Source organism: Legionella bozemanae (assembly GCF_001648595.1).
Classification (GTDB): domain Bacteria; phylum Pseudomonadota; class Gammaproteobacteria; order Legionellales; family Legionellaceae; genus Legionella; species Legionella bozemanae.
Genome location: NZ_LBAW01000002.1, coordinates 190,806 through 214,514, shown reverse-complemented (window position 1 = coordinate 214,514; position 23,709 = coordinate 190,806). Strand labels below are relative to the sequence as shown.

The following is a 23,709-nucleotide window of genomic DNA, read 5'->3' as shown; positions in this document are numbered from 1 at the left end:
CTCATCTTCATATAAGCTTGAATGGAATGTCACAAATCGCATAAAAAAATTTTACTTCCTAATTATAGTTGAATTAAGCAATCAGGATGGGTATTTGCGGTATATCCTGATTTAGTCTAAGAAACCCTAGATGTAAGTGTAGGATAAGGAGCTCTAGATTTCGCTTTGCGCATTATATATATAAAGAGATAGAAATACCTATAAATAATTTATTTTTATTCCATATTGATCAAAAGAAGATCTTTTTATTTCGATTTCATATTCCCTTAATTATTTATTGTTAAAATTGTTTCAATTTTAGCTAACAGTAATGGGGTTTTTTCATGAAAAAAAAATACGAATCCACAACAATGGGTGCAGCAAAGAAAGAGAAAAAAAAGGTTTCGTGGAATGATGGAAAAACTGAGGGTCAAATAGAAAAAGATTTTGTTAAAGAAGGAACTGCGGGTTCTCTTAAAAAAGAAAAAATAAATAAAGAGCTCAAAAAATTAGTCAATCAAGGTTATACAGAAATTGAAGCAGCAGCTCTACTAGGGAAATCATCCATGCAAGTAGGGTCATCATACGAACGCGGGCAAGAAATACCCAAATTTATATTTACTGACCCAATTTTTTATGCTTCTAAAGAAGAAATAGAACAACGTAAGCTTTTAAGAGAACAATCCTCTTCCAAAATAACACCAATACCAAGTAGTAAAATTGTATCTCCTATGCAAAGTAGCTCACAAGATACTGAAATTTCTTATCCCCCACAGCGTGGTTCAAAAGATGGGGAAAAAGAAGCAAATCGCTATAGCTTTTTCTCTCCAATGACTATTGGCGTGGCTGCTTTAGCAGTAGTTGCAACAATAGGAATCGTTGCATCAAGAAAATAGAAAAGATTTGCATGAAGATGCTGGTTTTTAAGATCCAACTGATTTGGTACGCCTGGGAAAACTTACCCAGGCTATTCCATGAGCTAGGTGTTAAAATAACCCTTTTTTAAGTCTGTTTCAAAATCGCTTGGCCAATTAGTCCGGTATAAACCATATCGTTTTTTTATGGAATTTTTTTCAATTGTTATCCACACTTGTGCACTTACTATTTGCTTGGGATCATAACTTGAGCCATTTTCTATCGTTATTTTAAATTCATGAGCAGAAAACCCATTCCTTAGTAAAATATTTTGAAAATCTTTTATTATTACATCCTCTCCGTTATGCATTTGTTTATTCCTTAAACTGATACCTGAAGTAATTATAGTATCAGGAAGTAATATGAACATTTTAAATTAATATTTTTCTTCTTCCGATTCATCGCAGCCAATAATGCCCGCGTCGATAAGAATTTCTCCTATTCCCACTAACTACTGTTCATTAAACGAAGTGATCCAAAATTTTTGCGACGAGTTTATATTTTTGGGAACAGGCGTTACTACAATCGTTTGCACTAAAGGAGGATTAAAGGGTCCAGAAGCTGTTGCCCATTGATACGTTATTTTAAATTTCCAGGAATTCTTGCCTTGTGCGGTTTTTTTAATTTCATAAGAAGTAATCCATGGACTGGAAACTCCAGAAACCCAAGAAGGCCAGCTGTCTTTAAATTTGTTTTTAAGCTGGTCTGAAAACAACATAAATTGGACAGCTCCATTACGCTCTTTATTGGCTTTTGCAAATATGGTTGCAACTTCGTCCAGCTTTTGCGGAGCCAGTGCCTTCTCCAACATGGAAATTCGGGCGGTATCTGATTCAGATTGCGACACATTTTCAGTTATACTATGTGCTGTAACGGAAAACATAATCATCAAACCGCTGAGTATGAGGTACACTTTTGACGTTTTCATAATTTTCTCTTTGTTAATGGGTTTCTTTATTTTTAATGATATCAACTTAAAGAAATTCAAGACACAAGGCTGGGCTTTCAGCCTAGCCTAAGTTTTGGGTGCCAAAATATTTCCCTGAAGTTGACGTCATCGGTTGAGCATTTACTATCATTTTCGTTGATGTCCTTACACGAAATCAATCTTCATTTTTTGCTCATCAAATACTCTGTTCTACTCGTTGTAAGTATATTTTTTAAAGAGATCAATTAAAAGTTTTGCTGACGGCCCCACTTCTTGAGGTTGGTGATGCACTAAATAAACCGGATAGGTTCTTATATTATTTTCTTCCATGTTCAATGGAAGAATGGGTAAATTTCGCGCTTCAACGATTTGCTGCGGTAACCAACCAAAACCAATCCCATACACAACACATTGAATCTTCATTTCTAAGGTGCTTACTTTCCAATGAAATTCAGAGCCTAACCAACCTTCATTGCGTTTTTTATTGCGTCCAGAATCCTGGGCGATGAGATAACGCTCATCATAAAGATCTTCGAGGGTAACCTGTTTTTGATGTAAAGAGCTGTCTTTGTGAGCATAAGGAAGAAAATGAACATCCATTAACTTATTCCCCGTATAGCCTTCGGGAATTTTTGAAATAAGAGCCAACTCGGCCTCGCCATGAATTAATTGATCGCTTGGACCCGATAATAGCCCTTGATTGATAATCAGTTTGGTGTGTTTATTTTTTTGGCCAAACTCTTGCAGTACAGCCATCAATAGAGGAGATGGGAAGAGCTCATCAATAGCAAGCCGCAATGATTTTTCATGGCTTGATTTTAAATTAAGTGCCGCATTTTCTACATTTTTTGCCGCCCGGGTAATTTGCCGTGATAACTTTAATAGTTCCACACCGTGTTCGGTCAGCACTGCTTTACGCCCTTCAAGTTGCAGTAATTGCAAACCTAACATATCTTGTAGTTTTGTTATCGTATAACTGATATTCGATTGGCTTTTATGCAGTTTTATCGCTGCTTTAGCAAAGCTTCCTTCATCAATTACCGTTTGCAAGACGCGCCATTGTTCCAGAGTGACTTTAGTCATTATTTCTCCGACCTAAATTCATCTAAAAATTAGATATATTTGGTCAAAATTATGCGCTTTTTTAATTTAAATAGCCATTTATAATCAATTTGTTTGATTAATAAGGAGCGCTAATGAACAAAATACTGTTATCACTAATTACTAGTGGTTTATTGATTCACTCAGTTTCTGGAATTGCAGGATCACTTCAGGAAACCAATAAAGACGTCGTCACGCAATTTTATCAAAAAGCATTGAATGAAAAGAACTTTGATGCAGCACAAAATTACCTGGGTGCCTGGTATATTCAACATAATCCTATGGCTCAAGATGGGGTTGAAGGTTTAAAAAATTACATTAATTATCTGAAAAGCACGTACCCGCAATCACATAGCGAAATTAAACGTATTTTTGCCGAGGGAGATTATGTCATTGTGCATGTCCATTCAGTTTTAGAACCAGGTACTCAAGGGCGAGCCATTGTGGATATTTTTCGTCTGGAAAACAATAAAATTTACGAGCATTGGGATGTGATTCAGCCCATTCCTGCTGAGTCAGCTAACAGTAATGGCATGTTTTAGGAATCGCTTCACAGCTGCCCTAGCAAACATCTTCTCCTGTAATAGGCATGGCCGTCAAGTTAAGAGTATTTAATGTTTAATTTTACTCAATGCGCAAGTAACTCTGTTATCCCCGCGCAGACGGGGATCCATTTTTATATTGGCAATGTGCTCCATCATGGATAGATTCCTGCCTTCGCAGGAATGGACAACATCCGCTTTCTCCTTAGCTTGACGGCCATGCGCATCATAGGAGAGGGTGAACACATAATAAAATTATGGAATTTGACCACTTATAAAACCATTAGATACACTTAATGTGTAGCACTTATGGATTTTCGTCATGTCAAAACCATTTATTTCACAAATTCATCCTCCCATAGCATTTGCTGAACCTCCATTCTGGTTTATTTTCTACGGCGAAGACATTCTTTTACAGGACCATACCATACCTCAGTTGCTCAATATCAGCATCCTCAATCTGTCTATCAAGCACCAACTTTATTTAGGAACATACGGCAATACGCCGTGTTTTGCGGGGCAGATCAGCACTCAACCATGTACATTGCCTCCCAATATGGCTTTTCAGCATATTCGTCAGGCCCATGAACTTTTGCGAGATGAAGATTTGTTTTTGCTTGTTTCCAAGGCAAAACAACTATTGCATTGGGATAGAAGTAGCCGCTTTTGTGGGTATTGTGGTCATCAAACTCAATACAGTACTAAAGAGCGAGCCAAAGTATGTCCGGGCTGTAATTCATTAATTTTTCCGCAAATTTCGCCTGCTATGTTGGTGTTAATCTGGCGAGATGATGAGATCTTGCTGGCACGTTCTCCTCATTTTTTACCTGGAGTCTATAGTCTTTTGGCAGGTTTTGTAGAACCAGGAGAAATGCTGGAGCAAACAGTGATGCGCGAAGTAAAAGAAGAAGTAAGTTTGAACATAAAAAACTTACACTATTTTGCGTCCCAACCCTGGCCATTCCAAAGTAATTTAATGTTAGGATTTATTGCGGAATACGACAGCGGCGAAATTCAAATCGATGCGACTGAAATTGAAGATGCCCAATGGTTCTCAATAAAAAAACTGCCTCAATTACCCAAGCCCATTAGTCTTTCACGAAAAATAATTGATAAATATTTGACAATACGCCTTTGATAAATATAAAAGTCTACCTGGAATGTTGCGCACAAATCTTTCTGTGGCAAAACAAATGTCCACAAAATTCACTTAAAGATATATAATTACCCACCTTATTAATTAAAAATACGAAAGACACAGAAAATCACCTCAGGAATTAAATGAAAACCCAAACGGAAATCCTCGACAGCCTAGGCTTATTGTATGAAAAGACTCAATTACCAACGATTGAGTCTTCTGTTGAACCCAATGGCGGGGTTCTAAATCTTGATAAAGTGCTGGTTGATAACCCAGAATGCTGGGATACTATAGCTATAGGTTCTTCTCAACTTGAAAAAAAAACCATTATTCTTAAATGCGACCTGGATAAAACGGCAGAGAATTTTTATCTGAAACAACAGGTTATTAAAAAATTAATTGGTGCTAATTTTTCTGTATACGTTCCTACTAAAGAAGGCTTAAGAAAAATAGAAGTTGCAGAACCATATATTTCCCCCCCTGGTCCATATAGTGAACTGGAACCAGCACAAGAAGCCGCTGAATTAAAAAAATTAAATCTCATCCCCGATCGGGTTGTTTTTTTGGACTCGTTTGCATTCGCTGATCTTTGTACAAAAATTTTAAGTTCCCCTGATGCGTTTTTTAATTTTATCAATTGCATTACCCTGGAGCCGCAGGAGCTGTTCAGTGAACTGGATTATTCTGAAATGCTCCATCGAGGATTGAGCAGTGCCGTTGAATGGTCATTTGATCCCCACCCCAATATGGATAGGGATTGGCAGGAAAAATATACAAATTTGAATATAGCACTTTCTAAAGCCAAAGAAGAAAAAAAGCCGACGCCTCAATTCTTGCAAACTACCCCTCTTTCTGCTCAAACAACACCAGAATACGATAAACTTTATTTCTCTTATTTAGTGCAACATCGTCCTGACATATTAAAAAAACTTACTCATATTTCTTTAGCAAACAGCAGAGTATCTCTATTTCCTTTTCTCAATAAACGAGAAGGGCTGCTTTCTCTTGCCCTAAGAAATTGTGAGGTGGAGTCCTTAGATAAAAATGAGGACGAAAACAACGAAGAACCACTATTAACTACTTCATTAAGACATTTAGAGACGGAAGGAGATGTAGTGTTTTCGGTACAACGTTTCACAACATTACTAAACAATTCACCGAATTTGATGTCGCTTCATCTTACTGGAGGAGAAATTTGGGGTGAAGCACAACTCAAACTTCAACCTAAAAAGACCGCTAATTTAAAAACGATTTCTCTACACCAAATAAGGACATCAATTAACCATATAGGGGCTTTAATTAATGCAACGCCTAATTTAAGTGAACTGACACTACGCAGTCTTTTGCGAGAAAGGAACCACTTTCTTGAAATTAACTCCCCTCTTGTCCACTTAAAAAAGCTTTGTATCAATGCCAGCTTGACTTTCGATGAACTATATAAGCTCGTTAATGCTGCCCCTAATCTCGAAACTTTAGAAATTTATAGGTTTGATTTGACACAATCTCCTGATTTCCTCTTTCAACTCGAGCATAAATTGAAAGCACTAAAAAAAATTATTATCCAGAATGTGATAATGACCTCAGAGCAGTTTCATAGTCTCCTCAAATCAGCCCCCAATTTAACTGAACTTAGCTTATCCTATTTCTTTATCAAACAAGGCACTATCAATTGTGCACCGAACTCCCTTCCCAATTTAAAAACCTTGTATGCACTAGGAACGGACCTTACTTCCCAACAACTACTCAATCTTATAGCCGCAGCACCTCATTTAAATGACATAACTATAAACACTCCTGACAATTTTTCTGATTTTCTTAATAGTCTGCAACCTGGTTCCCTTCCATCTCTAAATCACATTAGATGTTATACAAATACATTATCTTTTGCAGAATTAAATCAATTAATTAAAATAGCTCCTAATTTAAAATCAATATCATTCCCCGCTCCAAAGGAGCGAAGCGAGTTACTTGCAACACAATGGTTCAAACACAGCTACCCCCAGATTGAAATCAAGTTATTAGACAGTTACTCCAAAGAATCTGTTAGATACACTGATGGTTCTCTATCTTTAGATGGAAAGATAGGCCATTCGGATACCATTCCAACGTTACCCGCACGAACAATTTTCAAAGCGAAAGACGGTTCAAATCCTCCCGTTTCCAGTTATCACCTGAATACATTTTCTTGGCTATCATTAAGTAGGAACTTTAGTCGTTACAGCCCCATATATGACGATTTGGAGCCTGTCTCTGAACTCTTAAAACGCGCTCCACAACAGATAGAAGAACAATTTAACCATCCGGAAACATCCAAAAAACTGGTTTATGGTCAAATAACTTTTGAAAAACCTCAAGTGGGTGAATGGCTCCAATTACCCGCTTTAAGCACGCACGATAAGCTGATCAACTACGCAGCAGAGCACCCAGATTTTGAAATAAAAAGGTGTACGTATTCAGGTTATTATTTCATCAAGTTTAAGAAAAAAGTTGAATCTTGTCTTGTGAATTACATTCTTGAGCCAGGAAGTAACTTCGATTTCACCCTTAAAAAAAAGGCACCTCAAGAACACCTGGAGTGGATATCCAAATTATCTTTTGCTCTATCAGAAGAATTAGTGAATTGCGAGGAATATCAAAAACTATTGAACCTTGATGAGGAGCAACGCATCCAAGCTCTGGCCGAATATTGTCGTTTTGAAAAAGAATCCGCTGCAGCGGATATAAAAGGCAACTCCGTTGATATCTTAAATGCTTTAATTAAACAAAGGGCAGGAGTTTGCAGACACCGGGCTCAACTCTTTATCGCTTTAGCAAACACATTACAAATCAACGCCAAGCTAATCGATAACGACGTCCACCAATTTATAGTAGTACAACACAAAGACACGCATTTTACTGTGGATTTAGGTGGCGGTATAGCACATATTGTTGACTTGCCTATGCCACCTCTAAAAAAAGAACAGGATAAAAAAACAAATGAAGCGTCAGCAGCAAGTACAAAAAAAACAATCCCTCCCTTAAAGCCAGGTAACCGTTTTCAAACCTGGAATAACTTCCCTATTCAAGCATCAAATGCCGATGAACTTGTAAAAAAACTTACTTCCCAAGACTCCCCCACAAGGCAATGGCTTATTTTTAAAGACAACCAGGGGATAGAGGCCTTACACCAAGCATCTTCGGCATGCAACAACACTTTTTTCTCATGTGATTTAGATTCGCTGATTCTCCGCAACTTACACGTTGTGCGGAATAAAGACCACTATGTAGATAGTCCTATAAGTCAATTTTTAAAAAACGCTGCTTTAAATCCTAATGAATCATTCACTTGGTTTATTAACTGGTCCGATCCCAAGGCACGCCATGTCAGCTTAAACAGCGTTATTGATACTGAAGACCGTAATCTCGGAGGTCTACCTATCCCACCTAACGTACATATTGTTGTGGGAATGGATGAACGCTCTGCATTTAAAATGGGTGATGATTTTTACTCACGTTTTGACGCTATAAGCCAAGCACCCGATATCCCTCCTCTGGGATTACCGGAGATTAAACCAAATCAACCTATAGGCGATGATGATGTTCTTTTTCCCTCTGCTTTAAATTGGGAATCCATTTTTTTAGGCAGGCATACTTTTGATGAAGGCGCTTTAGATATTCTTCCCGGCGCCCTCTTAAAAGCATCTCAAAACAAAACCTCAACGTTAATTTTGCATAATGCTCCGTTTGACGATCCTAAATTTCGTTTCTTAATCACTGAACTAATGGCAAAAAAACGCTTTTTCTTTAATGGTGAATGGCATGATTTGCCCAAAGATTTTCGTCTGGAATTTACCCAACCTGATTTAAGTACTTATCCAGAGGTGATAACGCCTAAGGTAACTCCCGGGAAAAAACGAATTGTCAATCAAACGACCTTCCCTTTATTTTCCAATCAATACAAAATTAGCGAAAACGGCACGCTGAAGCCCCTTCCCGGATTTTTTGCTGCAGCCCCTGCAATCGAATTGCTGGTGACGGATAATTTGACGGAAATTCAATGGTACAGCCTTTTAAGGGACGCGAAAAAAGCTCAATGCGCGCCAACAATTAAGACGACTCCTAACGTATTTGTACCAGAACCATTGAAACAATTGGTCATTCCCATCGAAACATTAGGAGAAAGTAATCGACTTATTATTTCCAATGATTTAGATGATGCCGAAGAACATTATAAACCAGCAGATGCCATCACCATCAATATTGATCCGAAAACCAATTTTAATAGTTTATTCTTCCACGTATCGTTAAAAAATAGACAGTTTCAAGGTGAAGAAACTGAATTATTAAAGGCTATAAAAAAAGGGAACCCCGTCATTCTTAAAGGGCAATTTTCAACAACTTTTGCCCAACAATTACAAACGCTCTTTATTGATCCGCCCACTCTTTGGGTCAATGGGGAAGCGGTTGTAGCCAAAAATATCACGTTAATCAGTGACAATGCGGCTCCTTTTAAAGCCGTCCATAAAACACTCCATGTATATAGACCTGAGGAAGACTTTGCTCGATTAAGTTCTGATTTGGCAGAACAATTAAAAAAAACTTATCAAAAGCTCAAGCTAACACCATGCCATAGCCATTTCATTGATTTACCCCATGACCCAACACTTCATATCCAATGGCTGGATAATTTAACTCAGCGCCTGGAATGGCGCGCAGGAATTCTTCCCGACATTGCAGAACCCACAACTCCTGAAATGGTGATGGACTACCTGGACAAACATTCATTTGTATTTCTTACCAGTAAAACAGGTGCTGGAAAGAGCTATTTTGTCCAGAAAATCCTGCCTAAATATGGAAAGGAACATCATAAACCGATCACCCTATATCATGAACTGGCTGGAGTAAAAAATTGGCTGGCGCATAAAGGTGAGAGTCAACCTGTATTATTTCTTGATGAAGCCAATATAAGTCTGGAACATTATGCATTATTTGAAGCACTTGCGCGAGGCGAGAAAGAATTTTGGTATGAAGGAACATGCTACCCCCTCAAAAATCATAAAATCATCTTTGCTGGAAACCCTACTCATTACGAAGGACGCTTCGAACCCGATTTATTTAAACGCTTCCCCAATTACTTTCCTTTCGAAGGGCAACGGCTGGATAAAATATTAAGCCCTCTGCTTGTACACTGTGATGATGCAACGAGTTTATTGAAACTTATTGAAACCTACTATGTCAAAGCACAAGATGCAGGGCTCAATATTACTCCTCGTAACGCGCAAATGATGTGTTTGCGCTTCTTTATCTTAAAAGAAAGTTCGCAAACCAAGTTGATGACTGATGATTTCCTAATGCGCTATGCTATTTTAAGTGAAATCAAAACCATAAGTCTGGATAAAAAGCTAAGCCAGCACATTCGCTACGATATAAAAAAAGGAACTACTTGGAAAGAAGAGCAAAAAGAGCTCAAAGAGGTCTTGCAACAATTCCAGCCCAAAACTACCGATAAAAAATTCATTTGGACTGACTCACGCAAAAAAATAGCATTGAGCATCGAAATGCTGATGCGTATCCGCGAAAAGAAAATAAAAGGTGAATGGGATCAGGAGCTTGGCATCAATGGGATCATTCTCGAAGCAGAACCGGGTTTAGGCAAAAGTCAATTGGTGCAAGCACTACTTAAAGCCAAGGGAATTGAGTTCATGACCATTTCTCCCATCAATCCTAAAGAAGTACAAGCAAAGCTCTTAGATGCATTTCATAAGGGTCAAGTCGTTTGCATTGAAGAGTTTAATACCCAGGTTCATGAGCAACTGCTTAATGCCTTGCTTTCAGGGTATGACCTTGAAGGAAATCCTCCCCAAAAACCAGGTTTTTGTATTATTGGCACCCAGAACCCAACTACATTTCACGGGAGGCAGCCTTTATCTAAAGCTCTAGAAAATCGGCTTACGTTTGTCGAATTAAGCCATTATAACTTCGATGAATTGATTAAAATCCTCACAGAAAAATTTCAATTACTTGTAGAAAGCGCGAAAACAGTGACTGAAGAGTATTTTTCAGCACGTACTTATGCACAAAGTCAAAGCTTATTCCCGCCCCCGAATCCACGAAATGTGATGAAAATAGCCGAGGAAGAGCAAAACAGACAGGAAATTTTGGCGTATTAAAAATAATATAATTCCTGGCTGCAATCAGCTGAATCTTATACACATCGCTGGAAAACCAGTCCAGGCACTATTCCGACGTCCCGCGGCTTGTCCGCGGGATCCGGGCGTTCTGCCCTAAAACACTGGGCCCCGCGAACAAGTCGCGGGGTGTAGGCAGAGATGTGATGATGTGATCAAGAGACAGCTGCAAGCAGCCGTCTCCCTAAATAATAAAGGGTTAAATGTAGCGTAGCTCCGGGAATCATCAGATTTTGTTCCTGGGCGTTGCTGCAGGAACTTCTTCTAATCCGCGACTACACTTGAGTTATAAGTAGTGTAAAAAGTGAGGGAGCTCAAATGGACATATCGAAATTTTTAAGCAAAGTTCTTGGGATTTATTTGATCATTGTCAGCTTAGCTATGTTTGCCAACTTGCAGCAATTTACAATTTATGTTCAAGAGTTACTTAAGGATGCCCCATTAGTGCTTGTCACCGGCTTTTGGACTCTTATTATTGGATTACTTATGGTTGTAAGCCATAATGTTTGGCAGTGGAGCTGGCGGCTCTTAATTACCATTATTGGCTGGATTATACTCCTGAAAGGGACAAGCATGATTTTTTATCCACATTATATTGACAGAGCGACTCTTGTTTTTATGCAAAATGCAAATATTGCATACAGCGCAGCGGGGTTTGAGTTGATTCTTGGGATAATCCTTTGTTACTTAGGCTTTAAACGTTAAATACTTAGCCCATAACGACATCAATAGACTCTCCATTCTTTTCTATACTTCATCTCGTCAATTCGTTATGATTTTCCACTTTGTCGATAATCTGATCATAATGAGCCAGCAGCGCTAGTACCTTATATACCTTATAGTCATCGTAATAGAATGATTCATAGGCAAGGTCAAGTGCACAATGTGTCAGATGCTCCAAGTCTTTCCCGCCTTCAACCTCAGTAGACGACCACCTCAGGTCTTTGGACCATGAGAGTAGAAATGAAAACAGAATCTAGTCAATTTATAGATTATTAGGTTAAAGTATTAGGTCCGGTTTATTTTTTACGTAAGGGAATGGTAATGAAAATTTTAGCAAGATCACTTTTTTGTACTGTCTTTCTGGCCAATATTGCTTTGGCTGATGATATATCACAATTTAATTCACAAATACAAAGCCAGCTAAAACAATTACAGTCACAACAACAAGAGCAAACACAACAAATGAACACCCAACTCCAGGCGCAAATTCAGAAAGTACAATCTGATCTGCAACAACAAATACAATCAGTAAATACTCAACTGCAAAATCAGATAAAAACAGTACAAAGCCAATTACAGACCCAAATACAAACTGTAAACTCACAAGTTCAGCAATTAGCAAGTAAACAAGGGATGCAACAAGTACCCGTTCCGGCTGCTCCAGGAAAACCAAAATAAATCAGGTCACATATTATTCCCGCGAAAGCGGGAATCGTCTATGCGTTAAACGAATTTTATCTCTTCTCGCTCTCTCTGAATCGTAAAACAGACTTTAAATTTTCTGACGAAAGTTTCCGGTTGAACAGGAAGGCAATTTCTGTATCAGCTCTGTTTAAGCAAAAAATGCATTAAAGGTATATAATTTAAATTAACCTGACTTAGAACAACAGAGATTCATTTACAAGTCTAGAGGGGAATGGGTGAGGGAACATGGCGAGACGTAAAATAGATTACCAGAAAGTAGCACAGGCCGCCGAACATGTTAAAAAGCAAGGCCGCGAACCATCGCTTACAAATGTATGTGAAGAGTTAGGAATAATTACCCCCACCCCTAACTTGTCTCTCCTTCTTGAAAAATGGTATCACACCCAACCCGAATTCCAGCGTTCTATTAAAGCGCCCCTTTCAGAAAATATTAACGTAAAAACCCATGATATTCTTGAAAAAAATATAGAGTTGGAAAAATCCTTATCCCTGTTACGTGCTACGCTTGAGTCAACCGCAGATGGTATCATGATGGTAAACGGAAAGGGGCAAGTAGTTGATTGGAATCAAAAATTTGTGGAAATGTGGCGTATTCCTTCTCATATGCTGGAATCAGGTACCGAAAGCATTGGTTTTGAATATATTTTACAGCAACTAAGCAATCCTGAAGCAGTAATTGCTGACGTGAAATATCTTTATGAAAATCCAGAGTGGCAAGGAGAATTACCTGTTTTGCATTTTAAAGACGGACGAATTTTTGAGCGATTCACCCAGCCACAGCGAATAGGCTCCGAAATTGTTGGAAGGGTATACAGTTTCAGGGATATAACCCAGAAATTGATGGAAGAAGATGAACTTCGTATTAGAGAGCGCGCCATTGAAGCAAGCACTCATGGTGTTGCGATTCTTGATATTTCCAAACCCGATTTGCCTATTATTTATGTTAATAAAGCGTTTGAACGCATTACAGGATATAGTGAAAGGCAAATATTAGGACAAAATCTGGCACTTTTGCATGGAAGCAAGCTGGAAAATGTGAACCAAAAACGGATAAATCTGGCAATTAAAGAATTCCGTGAAGAAACGGTAGAGCTAGAAAGTTACCGACGCAGCGGCGAAGTTTTTTGGGGCGAATTAAGTGTTGCTCCGGTCAGAGATTCATTTGATAACGTGAGACATTATGTCTGTATTCTTAATGATGTCACTCAGCGGCGTGAGATGGAGCAGCAGTTAATTCAACAAGCAACTCATGACTCACTCACAGAATTGCCCAATCGCGTTTTATTAATCGACCGTGTAGATCAAGCAATTTTACAAGCCAAGAAGAAAGGAGCCATGTTAGGTTTTTTATTCCTTGATCTGGATCATTTCAAAATGACAAACGATACTTTGGGACATAGCATTGGAGATAGGCTGCTGCAGGCAGTCTCCAACCGTTTGCTTCTTGCCACTGATGATTTTGATACCGTTTGTCGCTTAGGTGGCGATGAGTTTGTTGTTTTGTTACAGGATGTTGCCACCGAGATGCAAGCACAACAAAAAGCAGAAGAAATACTTACTTCTCTAGCCAAACCCTTTCAGATTGATCAACATAATTTAAAAATCACAGGCAGTATAGGAATCAGCTACTTCCCCAAAGATGGCGACGATTATGAATCTTTAATGAAAAGTGCTGACTTGTCGATGTATCATGCCAAAGATAATGGCCGCAATACCTATCGCACTTATGATAAAGAAATGAACATGCGCGTCATTAATCGCATGCAACTTGACAATGCATTACGTGATTCGCTAAAGAGAAATGAATTTCATCTGGTATATCAACCATTTATAAATTTAACTACCAATAAAATTATTGGCTTCGAGGCATTGTTGCGTTGGCACAGCCATATTTTAGGAGATGTTCCTCCCAATGATTTTATAGGTATGGCTGAGGAGAATGGCTTAATTCTTGATATTGGCACGTGGGTTTTGCAAGAAGCATGCCGCCAACTGGTACGCTGGCATCATCAAGGTTATGACCAACTCACTATCGCTGTAAATATCTCTGGCCGCCAATTCCGTCAGGCTCATTTACCCGAAATAGTTGAAAAAACTCTTCTTGAAACAGGCTTACCTGCCAAATTCTTGGAGTTGGAACTTACAGAAAGCCTACTTATTGATAATGTAAAACATGCTGTTGAAACAATGTATGAGTTAAAAGACATGGGTACAAAATTAGTGATTGATGATTTTGGTACTGGCTATTCCAGTTTATCTTACCTCAAGCAATTTCCTGTTGATAAATTAAAAATTGATCGTTCTTTTATCAGTGAATTAGTCAATCGGGAAAATGATGCTGCGATCACAAAAGCAATTATCAATTTAGCTCATAGCTTAAATTTGGAAGTATTAGCTGAAGGAGTAGAAACAGAATTACAACGCGAGTTTATTATGCAGCATGGCTGTGATTATGCCCAGGGCTATTATTTTGCAATGCCTCAAAAAGCAGAAGAATTAAAAGATTTTATTATTCGTCATACTTAAACCTAGAAAAAACAGTTGAAATGACTGGCAAACTCAAGATACTGAATCTGCCGGATTTTCTAGGTTAACTTTTCCTACCATTTTTTCGAATTCTTTTAGTCGGTATGATTTTTGCTATAAAAAATTATGTGCGATGTATTTAGAGTATTTTTATGTTTTAAATTGATTGATTAAATAGAGCTCAGTAGTCGTAGTAATTGTTACCTGAAGTGAAGGCAATATAGTTTGTCTCGAGCGTTTTATAACTCAAACTCGGATTAAACCATACCTTCATGCAGGCTACGATCGTTCTAAGGAGACTGGAATGAAAGAGGTAACCATTGTTGGTTCGGGTTTGGCTGGGAGTTTACTCGCCCTCTATTTGGCAAAAAGAGGATATAAACTTGAATTATTTGATGCACGGCCTGATCTAAGAACCATGCATGCAGAGGATGGGCGTTCAATTAACCTGGCTTTGTCATGTCGCGGTATTACCGGCATGGCAGGCGTAGGCATCATGCCGCAAGTAAAAAAACTCATGGTTCCCATGCGTGCTCGCGCAATTCATGAAATGCAGGGGCAGATTAAATTTCAATCTTTTGGCCGACATCCAAACGAACACATTAATGCAATTCAACGTAATGATCTTAATAAGTTATTACTTAATGAAGCGGAAAAATATCCTAAAGTTAAACTCAATTTTAATACGAAACTCATTGATTTGGATGTCGATAAAAAAAGTGTCCTGTTTAAACTACCCGATGGCACCATTTTAAAACGAAACTATGAACTTCTAATTGGTGCTGATGGGGCGGGCTCAGCAGTTCGTGAACAACTTCATGCCAAGCACTTAGTGCATGCATCACGTACTTACTTACCTTATGGATATAAAGAACTCTCTATTGGCGAGCCTGCTCAAAATCATCTGATTCATGAACATCTACACCTCTGGCCAAGGGATGCCTTTTTATTGTTAGGCAATCCCAACCTTAATCAATCAATTACCGGCTCCTTATTTTTGCCCTATGATGGAAAAAACAGTTTTGCAGAATTGGATAATGAGTTGAAAATCAAAACTTTTTTTCAAGAAGCATTCCCAGATGCATATGCTGAAATGCCCAATTTAATTGAAGAGTTTACACAACATCCTACAGGTAATATGAGTACTATAAAATGTGACCCATGGTATTACCAGGATCAATGCTTGTTAATCGGAGATGCAGCACATGGCGTTGTACCCTTTTTTGGCCAAGGGATGAATAGTGCGTTTGAAGATTGCCGTATTTTAAATGAGCTTTTAGATAAATATCATGATGATTGGAAAAAGGTAATGCCTGCCTTCTATCAATCAAGAAAAATAAATACTGATGCCGTGGCACAAATGTCTATGGATAACTTCCATGAAATTCAAATCGACATTAGAGACACACGATTCAACTTAAAAAAACAACTAGAACTCGAATTAATGCATCGATATCCAGAAGACTATGTTTCAAAGCATGTTTTAGTCATGTTTACTAATACTCCTTATGCTGAAGCACAAGCGCACGGGGAGTTACAAGCGAAATTTTTAAATAAAATATCTGACCAAGTGGAGCGAATTGAAGAGATAGATTGGACTAAAGTAGAGAAAGAACTTAAACAATATGACAAAAAATTGGCAAAATTGATTTGAATTTTAAAATCAGTAAAAAATTCAAGGGATTGCTTTGTCAAAAATTTGACACAGTGATTATTTTGCGTTCATTTTTATTGGCAGTTCGTGCTCTTTTTTTATGAAAAAAAGCAAAAATATCCTTTTTTCATAGTTTTTGCGAGGAAAAAAGAGAAAAAAGTTGGTATGCACTATGCATTGTTGAAAGTGTCCAACAAATTCTCATGGAGATGGCTATGAAAATCATACAAGATTATATTGATTCCAAACAACAAGAATTCATGAATCATCCTTTTTTTGAAATACTTGAACAATTGAAAAGTTTAAAAGAATTGAGCTACTTTGTTCCTGAACTCACTTTTTGGGCTATGACCTTCCAAGATATTTTAAGAATAAATGAAGAACGAGTGACTGATCCCTACTTAAGAAAAGTTGCCCGTCATCACAGACTCGAAGACGCAGGCCATGAAAAATGGTTTCTACATGATAAAAAATATATGGGGGCAGTGAATATCGATTCAGTAAATGATACGAATGATGTAAGTTGGCTCTACAGCAAAGAAACCCAATTAACTCGTGATGCTGCTTATGCCATTTTAGCTGAAGTGTATAAAGCAAATGATGAAATTCTAAATATTGTTCTCCTCCTAACTATTGAATCATCCGGACACGTTTTCTTTGAAAAAGTTTCAAAACAAGTGAAAAAAACTGGGGAAGATAAAAACCTCAAATATTTCTCCACATCACATTTGGAAGTAGAAATGGCTCATGCCTTGTTTGAAGAAGAAATGGAACGCTCTTTGTTTTCAAGACAAATACCAGTCCATACTCGACGTGAAGCATTAAAATTGGTTGACCGTTGCTATGATGCGTTTAACAAAATGTTCGATGGCTTGATTATTGCTTGTAATCGAAGACTTGAATTGGCAAAACAAAGGAATCAACAAGATGCTGCAAACAAAGAACCAGTGGAACTTATCTCACATAAAGCAGTGTAAGAAAAAGTTTGGACAAGCGATGCTCAGTGATGAGCATTCGCTTGTTTTTTTTCACGAAGATTTTGGCAAATTGATTCACTCTGCTCCAGTAGCCGTTTTTGAACCTGAGACTACTGAGAATGCACAATCATTCATACACTATGCACATGAAAACCACTTACCTATAACACTTCGCGGCAATGGAATGAGCCAAAGCGGCCAATCGCTTGCCGTTCCTGGTGGGGTAATCCTCAACATGAAACACTTTGATCATCCACTGGAAGCTGATTCAGACTCCATTTGGGTAGAAGCAAATACTACCTGGGCTTCTTTATTGGATAATTCGTTAAAACAGTCCCTCGTTCCCTATGTAGTACCCCATAATTGTAATTTATCAGTGGGTGGCGTACTTTCTGCAGGAGGGATGGGGGCCTCATCATTCAAATACGGAAGTGTGATTGCCCATATCAAAGCCTTGGAAGTATTAAAGGCTGATGGAGAATTGGTTAAGACAGAAGAGCACTCTTCTTTAATGCACGCGTGTTTGGGTGGACAAGGGCGTTTTGGCTTGATTACTAAAGCCTGCATTGCCTTAAGACCTTGTTTAAAAAATGTCAGGACCTTCTTTTTGCTCTATTTGGATAAAGACGCATGGCTTCATGATTTGCTTTTATGCCAAACAAAGGCAGATTATGTGGAATCATTTTGCACACCAGCACTGCAAGGCGCGAAATTATCGAAAAAAGGACGTTTGCCTTTTGCGCAATGGTTTTATTCCCTTCATATAGCTCTAGAGTATGATAATCTGCCGCCTGATTTTCACGATTTGGGATTAAAGCCCTGGCGTTTACTGCATACCCAGGATGAATCAATCCACTCTTATTTACATCGTCATGATTCGCGTTTTGATGCAATGAAAATGACGGGGCAATGGGAATTGCAACATCCATGGTATGAATGCTTTATACCCGCTTCACAATTAAATAATCTGGAAGAATTATTAGCTACTTTGCCTTTACACTATGCTACAGTAGTACATCTTGCCCGGATCGCGTCTCATACTCCTGTTGGTTTTTTACAACTTCCTAAAGATAAAGATATTTTTGCTTTCATGATCCTGAATCCAGGTTTGCCCAAAGCATTAATTCCAAGTTGTTTAGAAACAATTAAACAGCTGGATGCACTTTTTTTACCTCAAGGTGGCAAGCGTTATCTTTCTGGATATCTGGGAGACTCGTCGGATATAAAATTTTGGCAAAATCATTTCGAAGAACGCTATACGGATTGGCTGAAACTAAAAGAACTCTATGATCCGCAAAATATTTTTTGCTCTGTGTTACATCATGATTAGCATAGCTTGACGCAGCCCAGGGAAACTTGAGTCCCGCGGCTTGTCCTTGAGCGATCCACGCGAAATTTAACCCCCTACGTATCGCGTTGAGTATATTTCATTAAAAAACATAAATGACATTCAAATTTTACGTGGTTCTCTTAGGGCTTGTCCGCGGGACGTAGTGCACTATTTATTGAATAATGACTCAAAAAAAACTAACAATACCTCACGAGCAAAGCGAGGAATAGCATGAGTAGATTAAAATAGTGGTCATAAAATCCTCTGTAAAAAAACCTAAAGTTCAGTTTAACGCGATAAATTACCATCTTCCAAACAGGATTACCCGTTCATAAATGGAGTTTCACTGCCCTACTCCACCTTATTTCTTAGGTTGAAATTCCATTAAAGTAAATAAGCTATTTGTTGGATAACTGTTTTTAAAAGTAAATCCTGCAGGTTCAATTGATTTTTGCCATTCAGATAAGGTGCGTTGTCTGCCTCCTAATAAAACCATCATCACAATATCCATCGTTTTATTGGGATGTGGTTTATCATCATCTGGCATTACTTGTTCGGCAATAAATAAAGTTGTATTTTTAGACATTTGCTGGGCACAGTTCTTTAATATTTTATGCATCATTTCATCATTAAAATCGTGCAAAACGCCTTTAAAAATGTAGGCATCTGCTGATGGGATTGTCGCAAAAAAATCTCCTTCTTGAAGAGTGACTTTATTGGAGAACTTATTAGGATCCAATTGACCAATAACTGCCGGGGTATCAAAAAGAATAGCTTTTAATCCGGGATATTGCTTAGTAATTGCTGTCGCCAATCCTCCGCGTCCCCCGCCCATATCAACGAAACTGGAAAATTCAGAGAAGTTGAATGCATTGCTAATCGCCGCGTCATCATAAGAAGATAGCTTGGCCATTCCTCTATCAAAATTCTGCTGTTTCTCTTCATTTTTACTTAGAAAACTAAAAAAATCATCGCCATGTTGTATTTCAAATGCAGGCGTTCCGGTATTAAGACTCACATCCAGCTGGGAAAAAGCTTGCCACCAAGCATCATCAACCATACATAACACATCGCGCATGGAATGAGGGTCATCGTCACACAGCGGCTTGGATAATTCAGTCAACGAATAAAAACCATTGTTGTAATTAAATAAGTCATAACTACTGAGAAACTTTAATATTCTATCCAGTAATTCCGGCTTACTTTCTGTAACCTTCGCCAATTCATCAATCCTTTTAGGCCCAGAGGACAGATGATTTGCTACGCCTAATTTAGCTACGGCATGTAATGCTCGTGAAACGACATACCAGCGTGACATGATGGCTAATTGAATATGAGGTTTATCCATTTGAGATTGCATTTACAATTCCTTTTAATTCGGTTTATTTTATTATCCTAGAAAAAGCGGGGAAAACCTACTGCGCAAGCTAAAGATACTGAATCTGCCGGATTTTTTAAATTTTTTCGCTCACGTAGCAGCGACTGCTGTTTTCACAAAAAAATTTAAAAATCCAACATCTCTCAGCACCTTTAGTTTGCTCGCCATGCTTTCAACTGCTTTTTCCAGGATTATTTGCTAATTAGATCAAAAAGTTAAGTATTATTGTTTATTTAAATTCATACCCAAAAAAAATGTGCGCATTGAAACAGAACTATTCTCAATCCCTTCATAAATAAAAACAAGTTCGTCTTCACTTCGTGCAGCACCTAAAATATAAAGCAAGGGATAATAATGATCACAAGTAGGAACACTCAGTTTTCCTGCAAGAGTATTGCCATAATGGTTAATCAATGCGACAAAATCTCTACGTATTAGTTTTTCTTTGATCCATTCGTCGAATTCAATTGCCCAATCATAGGGTTTTGATTTGCATTCCCAACTAACCTTGGAAAGGTTATGTACTAAATTACCGCTACTGACAATGAGAATATCTCGTTCTCGCAGCAAGTATAACTGCTGTCCCATTTGATAATGGAACTCTTCGGGTTTTTCTATATCAATACTGAGCTGAACAATAGGGATATTCGCCCGAGGATATATATGGCGCATCACAGACCAAGTTCCATGATCTAATCCCCATTGCTCATCATCCAGATTGATTGAGGTCTCAGTAACAAGGGTTTTAATCAGCTCTGCCGTTTCAGGAGATCCTGGGGCTGGATATACTACCTTAAACAATTTTTTGGGAAAGCAATAAAAATCGTGAATAGTTCTGGGACTTAGCATATGAGTAACCCAAGTGCCTGTCGTTAGCCAGTGTGCTGAAATGCATACGATCGCTTTGGGTTGCGGAATTTTGTTACCTAATGCCTGCAAGCTCAATGTAAATTTATTGGTTTGAATTGCATTCATAGGGCAACCATGACCTATGAAAAGTAACGGCATTCGCGCATTGTGGTCCCAATGATCCTTTATGTCCATGATGAAGCACCGTAAATCAGTACTCGCTTAGTATCATATTAGTTCAAAAAAACTCCAGATGCTTAAATGAAAGTCATTATTGCAAAAAAAATATCTCTCCTGCAGAATGTAATGTTCGTGTTGCACATTGTATATTTCAATTATCCAATTTTAACAGGCTCAATTAATATTCTCTTAATCTATTTTTGTTATTTTTTGCGCAAACTAATCTTATGGTGGCTAATTATGTGGCATTTAAAAGTAATGCGTGAATTATTACAAACACTTCCGGCAATAAATAGAAAAGATGGAGAAATTTTTTTAAATGAGCTTTTTTTATCTGTGACGCAAGTAGTAAACAATCCTGAAATAGAGTTCTTTCTCGGTCTTATTGAGAAATCTTTTTTAAGATTTGAGAATAAAGAGCCTGGCTCAGTCCCTCTAACTGAATTCTCCAGACATATATTGGGGCTCACTCTGCTCTATATTAAGTCCAGTAATGAACGCGCTGTCTGGAATGTAGATTTCATTCCTAAATTAGGAAAAATTGAACCATTTTTAGGTGTTGGGCGAGGAGGATTGACAATTAAGTTTCTCAACCAGATTGAAATAGAGACATTTGCAAGTTTAAACCACCATGTGAATATTAATTTCGATCATTTACGGTCCATTTTAAATAAATGTGCTACCTCAGAACTCATTGAAAACGGTATCTTAGGCCTAAAAGGCGACTCCGCAAGCATAATAGCTCAATTTTTTATTGATAATTATGCCTCAGAATTGAATAAAGATGATTGTGGTGAAGGGTTTAAACTGCTCGTCCAAAATGCCATGACCTTAGTTGAAAGCCAGAAAAATCAGATTTTACCACCAATTTCTTTTGGTAAATCACATCGATTAAGTATATTTCAATCCTTTACAGAGCGTACTGATGAGTCAGTAGTCGACACTAAATCCCTGCAAATACGATAACCATCAATTCCGGGCCATTCAAGTCCCGGAAATCCACACCCCATCGTAAATCTTTACTCATTTAGTAGCACCTGGGTTCAAAAAAAATTTATGGTGTTAATTTATAACGCTCTCTTGTAAAAAAAATTCCTATAGGTCAAAATCAATGCAACATAATAGCCCAATGGCTATCAAGAGAACAGAAAAGCGGATGTTGTCATTCCTGCGAAAGCAGGAATCCATTCATGATGGACCACATTGCCAATTTAAAAGTGGCTCCCCGCCTACGAAGGATGACAGAGTTACTTGCGAAAAGAATAAATCATGAATAAAGAGCAATATAAAATTGTGACACTTACTGCCTTAGGCGGTGCATTAGAATTTTATGACTTTACGATTTACGCCCTCTTTGCACCTTACATTAGTCAAAATTTTTTCGCAAACACCAATGCGCTTATTGGGTTAATTAATACTTTTGCAGTCTTTGCGCTTGGGTATTTAGCACGGCCTATAGGTGGTGTATTTTTTGGCCACTTAGGCGATAAATTTGGCCGAAAATCCGCCTTTTCACTTGCCGTTTTTATGATGGCAACCGCAACTTTGCTTATGGGATGTTTACCTGGTTATCAATCCATTGGGATGACTGCCCCCGTCGTCCTAATTTTGCTACGATTGATGCAAGGATTCTCTGTTGGCGGAGAAATTCCTGGAGCTGCCGTATTTACGATAGAACACGTTCCCCGAGAAAAGCGCGGGTTTGCTATTGGTCTTGTATTCATGTGCATTACCCTTGGCAATAGCCTAGGAGCATTAGTAGGATTTATTCTTACATCGCTCTTGGACCAAGAGCAAATGATGGCTTGGGGTTGGCGTATTCCTTTTATAATTGGATTTGGCTTAGGGATTATTAGCTATATAATTCGCAAGCAGTCGATTGAAACTCCTGTTTTCCTAACTATGGTAAAAGAAGAAAAATTGCATCATCAGCCATTTTGGGGACTGTGGACCTTATCATGGGAAAAATTATTCCATGCTTTTTTATTTACTGCCGTTTCGTCCAGCATTATTTCACTTTTTTTGTATTTGCCTGCCTATCTTACCTCTATAGTGAAGCTTAAGGTAACGCATACTTATTTAATTAATTTAGTAAGCTTTTTAAGCTTTGCAGTACTCACTGCAGTCTTTGGCAGCTTGTCTGATCGGTGTAACCGTAAAAAATTACTTATCTTCGGTGCCACACTTTTGATTTTATCGTGTTACCCGCTTTTTTATGGGCTGAACCATTTTGGCGAATCTTTTGTCTGGGTTTTCACCTTATGTTTTGCTTTATTTGGAGCAATGATCAATGGCAGCTATGTGGTTCTTATCAGTGAATCATTTCCAGCCCATTTACGTTATTGTGGAGTTGGATTTAGCTATAGTCTTGGTATTGCTTTATTTGGTGGTGCGGCACCACTTGCTTTTACACAACTCATCCAGGCATTGAAATTATCTGAAGCACCGGCTCTTTACCTATTGATTTGTGCCTGTGTCACGCTTTTTGCTATTCTGCGCTCGGAGCAACAAGAGAAAAAACCAGAACCACTGCAAGGCAATGAGCATATAGGCCTTTTATAGTATCATCTTATTTTTTATATTGAACTTACATAAATCACTCAAAAAGATATTTGGG

General features: G+C 38.1%; 17 protein-coding genes. 12 read left to right on the top strand and 5 right to left on the bottom strand.

The features are described 5' to 3' along the window. Positions 1-323: 323 nt before the first annotated feature. A complete protein-coding gene (locus A8O27_RS03055) occupies positions 324-875 on the top strand; it encodes a hypothetical protein (RefSeq protein ID WP_058457846.1) in 552 nt (183 codons plus the stop codon). 83 nt (positions 876-958) lie between these two features. Here A8O27_RS03055 and A8O27_RS03050 read toward each other — a convergent pair whose 3' ends face one another. The 3 genes from A8O27_RS03050 to A8O27_RS03040 form a co-directional block, all read right to left on the bottom strand. Next, positions 959-1,204, bottom strand: a complete 246-nt coding sequence (locus tag A8O27_RS03050) for a hypothetical protein (RefSeq protein WP_058457845.1) — start codon at positions 1,202-1,204, stop codon at positions 959-961. A 141-nt stretch (positions 1,205-1,345) separates the two neighbouring features. Then, positions 1,346-1,822, bottom strand: a complete 477-nt coding sequence (locus A8O27_RS03045; RefSeq protein WP_058457844.1) for a hypothetical protein — start codon at positions 1,820-1,822, stop codon at positions 1,346-1,348. A gap of 210 nt (positions 1,823-2,032) precedes the next feature. Continuing rightward, positions 2,033-2,905 carry a LysR family transcriptional regulator gene (locus tag A8O27_RS03040; RefSeq protein ID WP_058457843.1) on the bottom strand — a complete coding sequence of 291 codons (873 nt, stop codon included), beginning with the start codon at positions 2,903-2,905 and terminating at the stop codon, positions 2,033-2,035. A 113-nt stretch (positions 2,906-3,018) separates the two neighbouring features. On the opposite strand from A8O27_RS03040, the gene A8O27_RS03035 reads away from it, so the two are divergent. The 9 genes from A8O27_RS03035 to A8O27_RS02995 all read left to right on the top strand — a co-directional run bounded on the left by A8O27_RS03035 (position 3,019) and on the right by A8O27_RS02995 (position 18,685). Next, positions 3,019-3,465 (top strand): nuclear transport factor 2 family protein, encoded by a 447-nt coding sequence (locus A8O27_RS03035; RefSeq protein WP_058457842.1) that lies wholly within the window; start codon positions 3,019-3,021, stop codon positions 3,463-3,465. Positions 3,466-3,787: 322 nt separating this feature from the next. After that, a complete protein-coding gene (gene nudC / locus A8O27_RS03030) occupies positions 3,788-4,603 on the top strand; it encodes an NAD(+) diphosphatase (protein ID WP_058457841.1) in 816 nt (271 codons plus the stop codon). Between the two features lie 143 nt (positions 4,604-4,746). Further along, on the top strand, positions 4,747-10,752 hold the full coding sequence (locus A8O27_RS03025; RefSeq protein ID WP_058457840.1) for a hypothetical protein: 6,006 nt from the start codon (positions 4,747-4,749) through the stop codon (positions 10,750-10,752). A gap of 336 nt (positions 10,753-11,088) precedes the next feature. Continuing rightward, the gene (locus tag A8O27_RS03020; protein ID WP_058457839.1) at positions 11,089-11,475 is read left to right on the top strand and encodes a hypothetical protein; all 387 of its coding nucleotides are present in this window, start codon (positions 11,089-11,091) and stop codon (positions 11,473-11,475) included. Between the two features lie 339 nt (positions 11,476-11,814). Beyond that, a complete protein-coding gene (locus A8O27_RS03015; RefSeq protein ID WP_058457838.1) occupies positions 11,815-12,171 on the top strand; it encodes a hypothetical protein in 357 nt (118 codons plus the stop codon). A 252-nt stretch (positions 12,172-12,423) separates the two neighbouring features. Beyond that, on the top strand, positions 12,424-14,724 hold the full coding sequence (locus A8O27_RS03010; protein ID WP_058457837.1) for a sensor domain-containing protein: 2,301 nt from the start codon (positions 12,424-12,426) through the stop codon (positions 14,722-14,724). A gap of 304 nt (positions 14,725-15,028) precedes the next feature. Beyond that, positions 15,029-16,378 (top strand): FAD-dependent oxidoreductase, encoded by a 1,350-nt coding sequence (locus A8O27_RS03005; protein WP_058457836.1) that lies wholly within the window; start codon positions 15,029-15,031, stop codon positions 16,376-16,378. A 215-nt stretch (positions 16,379-16,593) separates the two neighbouring features. Continuing rightward, a complete protein-coding gene (locus A8O27_RS03000) occupies positions 16,594-17,355 on the top strand; it encodes a hypothetical protein (protein WP_058457835.1) in 762 nt (253 codons plus the stop codon). Further along, positions 17,306-18,685, top strand: a complete 1,380-nt coding sequence (locus A8O27_RS02995) for an FAD-binding protein (RefSeq protein WP_058457834.1) — start codon at positions 17,306-17,308, stop codon at positions 18,683-18,685. Before A8O27_RS03000 ends, A8O27_RS02995 begins: the two co-directional genes overlap by 50 nt. A gap of 361 nt (positions 18,686-19,046) precedes the next feature. On the opposite strand, the gene A8O27_RS02990 is transcribed toward A8O27_RS02995, so the two are convergent. Continuing rightward, positions 19,047-20,045, bottom strand: coding sequence for a methyltransferase (locus A8O27_RS02990; protein ID WP_058457833.1), 999 nt, complete (start codon positions 20,043-20,045; stop codon positions 19,047-19,049). A gap of 240 nt (positions 20,046-20,285) precedes the next feature. Then, positions 20,286-21,107, bottom strand: coding sequence for a 4,5-DOPA-extradiol-dioxygenase (ygiD, locus tag A8O27_RS02985; protein ID WP_058457832.1), 822 nt, complete (start codon positions 21,105-21,107; stop codon positions 20,286-20,288). Between the two features lie 225 nt (positions 21,108-21,332). Between ygiD and A8O27_RS02980 the strand changes: the two genes are divergently transcribed. Together A8O27_RS02980 and A8O27_RS02975 are read left to right on the top strand one after the other, a co-directional pair. Beyond that, the gene (locus A8O27_RS02980) at positions 21,333-22,058 is read left to right on the top strand and encodes a hypothetical protein (RefSeq protein WP_064115059.1); all 726 of its coding nucleotides are present in this window, start codon (positions 21,333-21,335) and stop codon (positions 22,056-22,058) included. Positions 22,059-22,361: 303 nt separating this feature from the next. After that, on the top strand, positions 22,362-23,654 hold the full coding sequence (locus A8O27_RS02975; protein ID WP_058457830.1) for an MFS transporter: 1,293 nt from the start codon (positions 22,362-22,364) through the stop codon (positions 23,652-23,654). Positions 23,655-23,709 lie beyond the last annotated feature (55 nt).

Coding starts and splice junctions, on each gene's coding strand:
- A8O27_RS03050 (WP_058457845.1), bottom strand. CDS start 1,204: ATGCATAACGGAGAGGATGTAATAATAAAAGATTTTCAAAATATTTTA.
- A8O27_RS03045 (WP_058457844.1), bottom strand. CDS start 1,822: ATGAAAACGTCAAAAGTGTACCTCATACTCAGCGGTTTGATGATTATG.
- A8O27_RS02995 (WP_058457834.1), top strand. CDS start 17,306: ATGCTGCAAACAAAGAACCAGTGGAACTTATCTCACATAAAGCAGTGT.
- A8O27_RS03040 (WP_058457843.1), bottom strand. CDS start 2,905: ATGACTAAAGTCACTCTGGAACAATGGCGCGTCTTGCAAACGGTAATT.
- A8O27_RS03035 (WP_058457842.1), top strand. CDS start 3,019: ATGAACAAAATACTGTTATCACTAATTACTAGTGGTTTATTGATTCAC.
- A8O27_RS02980 (WP_064115059.1), top strand. CDS start 21,333: ATGTGGCATTTAAAAGTAATGCGTGAATTATTACAAACACTTCCGGCA.
- A8O27_RS03025 (WP_058457840.1), top strand. CDS start 4,747: ATGAAAACCCAAACGGAAATCCTCGACAGCCTAGGCTTATTGTATGAA.
- A8O27_RS03055 (WP_058457846.1), top strand. CDS start 324: ATGAAAAAAAAATACGAATCCACAACAATGGGTGCAGCAAAGAAAGAG.
- A8O27_RS03015 (WP_058457838.1), top strand. CDS start 11,815: ATGAAAATTTTAGCAAGATCACTTTTTTGTACTGTCTTTCTGGCCAAT.
- A8O27_RS03005 (WP_058457836.1), top strand. CDS start 15,029: ATGAAAGAGGTAACCATTGTTGGTTCGGGTTTGGCTGGGAGTTTACTC.
- A8O27_RS03010 (WP_058457837.1), top strand. CDS start 12,424: ATGGCGAGACGTAAAATAGATTACCAGAAAGTAGCACAGGCCGCCGAA.
- ygiD (WP_058457832.1), bottom strand. CDS start 21,107: ATGGACATAAAGGATCATTGGGACCACAATGCGCGAATGCCGTTACTT.
- A8O27_RS03020 (WP_058457839.1), top strand. CDS start 11,089: ATGGACATATCGAAATTTTTAAGCAAAGTTCTTGGGATTTATTTGATC.
- A8O27_RS02990 (WP_058457833.1), bottom strand. CDS start 20,045: ATGCAATCTCAAATGGATAAACCTCATATTCAATTAGCCATCATGTCA.
- nudC (WP_058457841.1), top strand. CDS start 3,788: ATGTCAAAACCATTTATTTCACAAATTCATCCTCCCATAGCATTTGCT.
- A8O27_RS02975 (WP_058457830.1), top strand. CDS start 22,362: ATGAATAAAGAGCAATATAAAATTGTGACACTTACTGCCTTAGGCGGT.
- A8O27_RS03000 (WP_058457835.1), top strand. CDS start 16,594: ATGAAAATCATACAAGATTATATTGATTCCAAACAACAAGAATTCATG.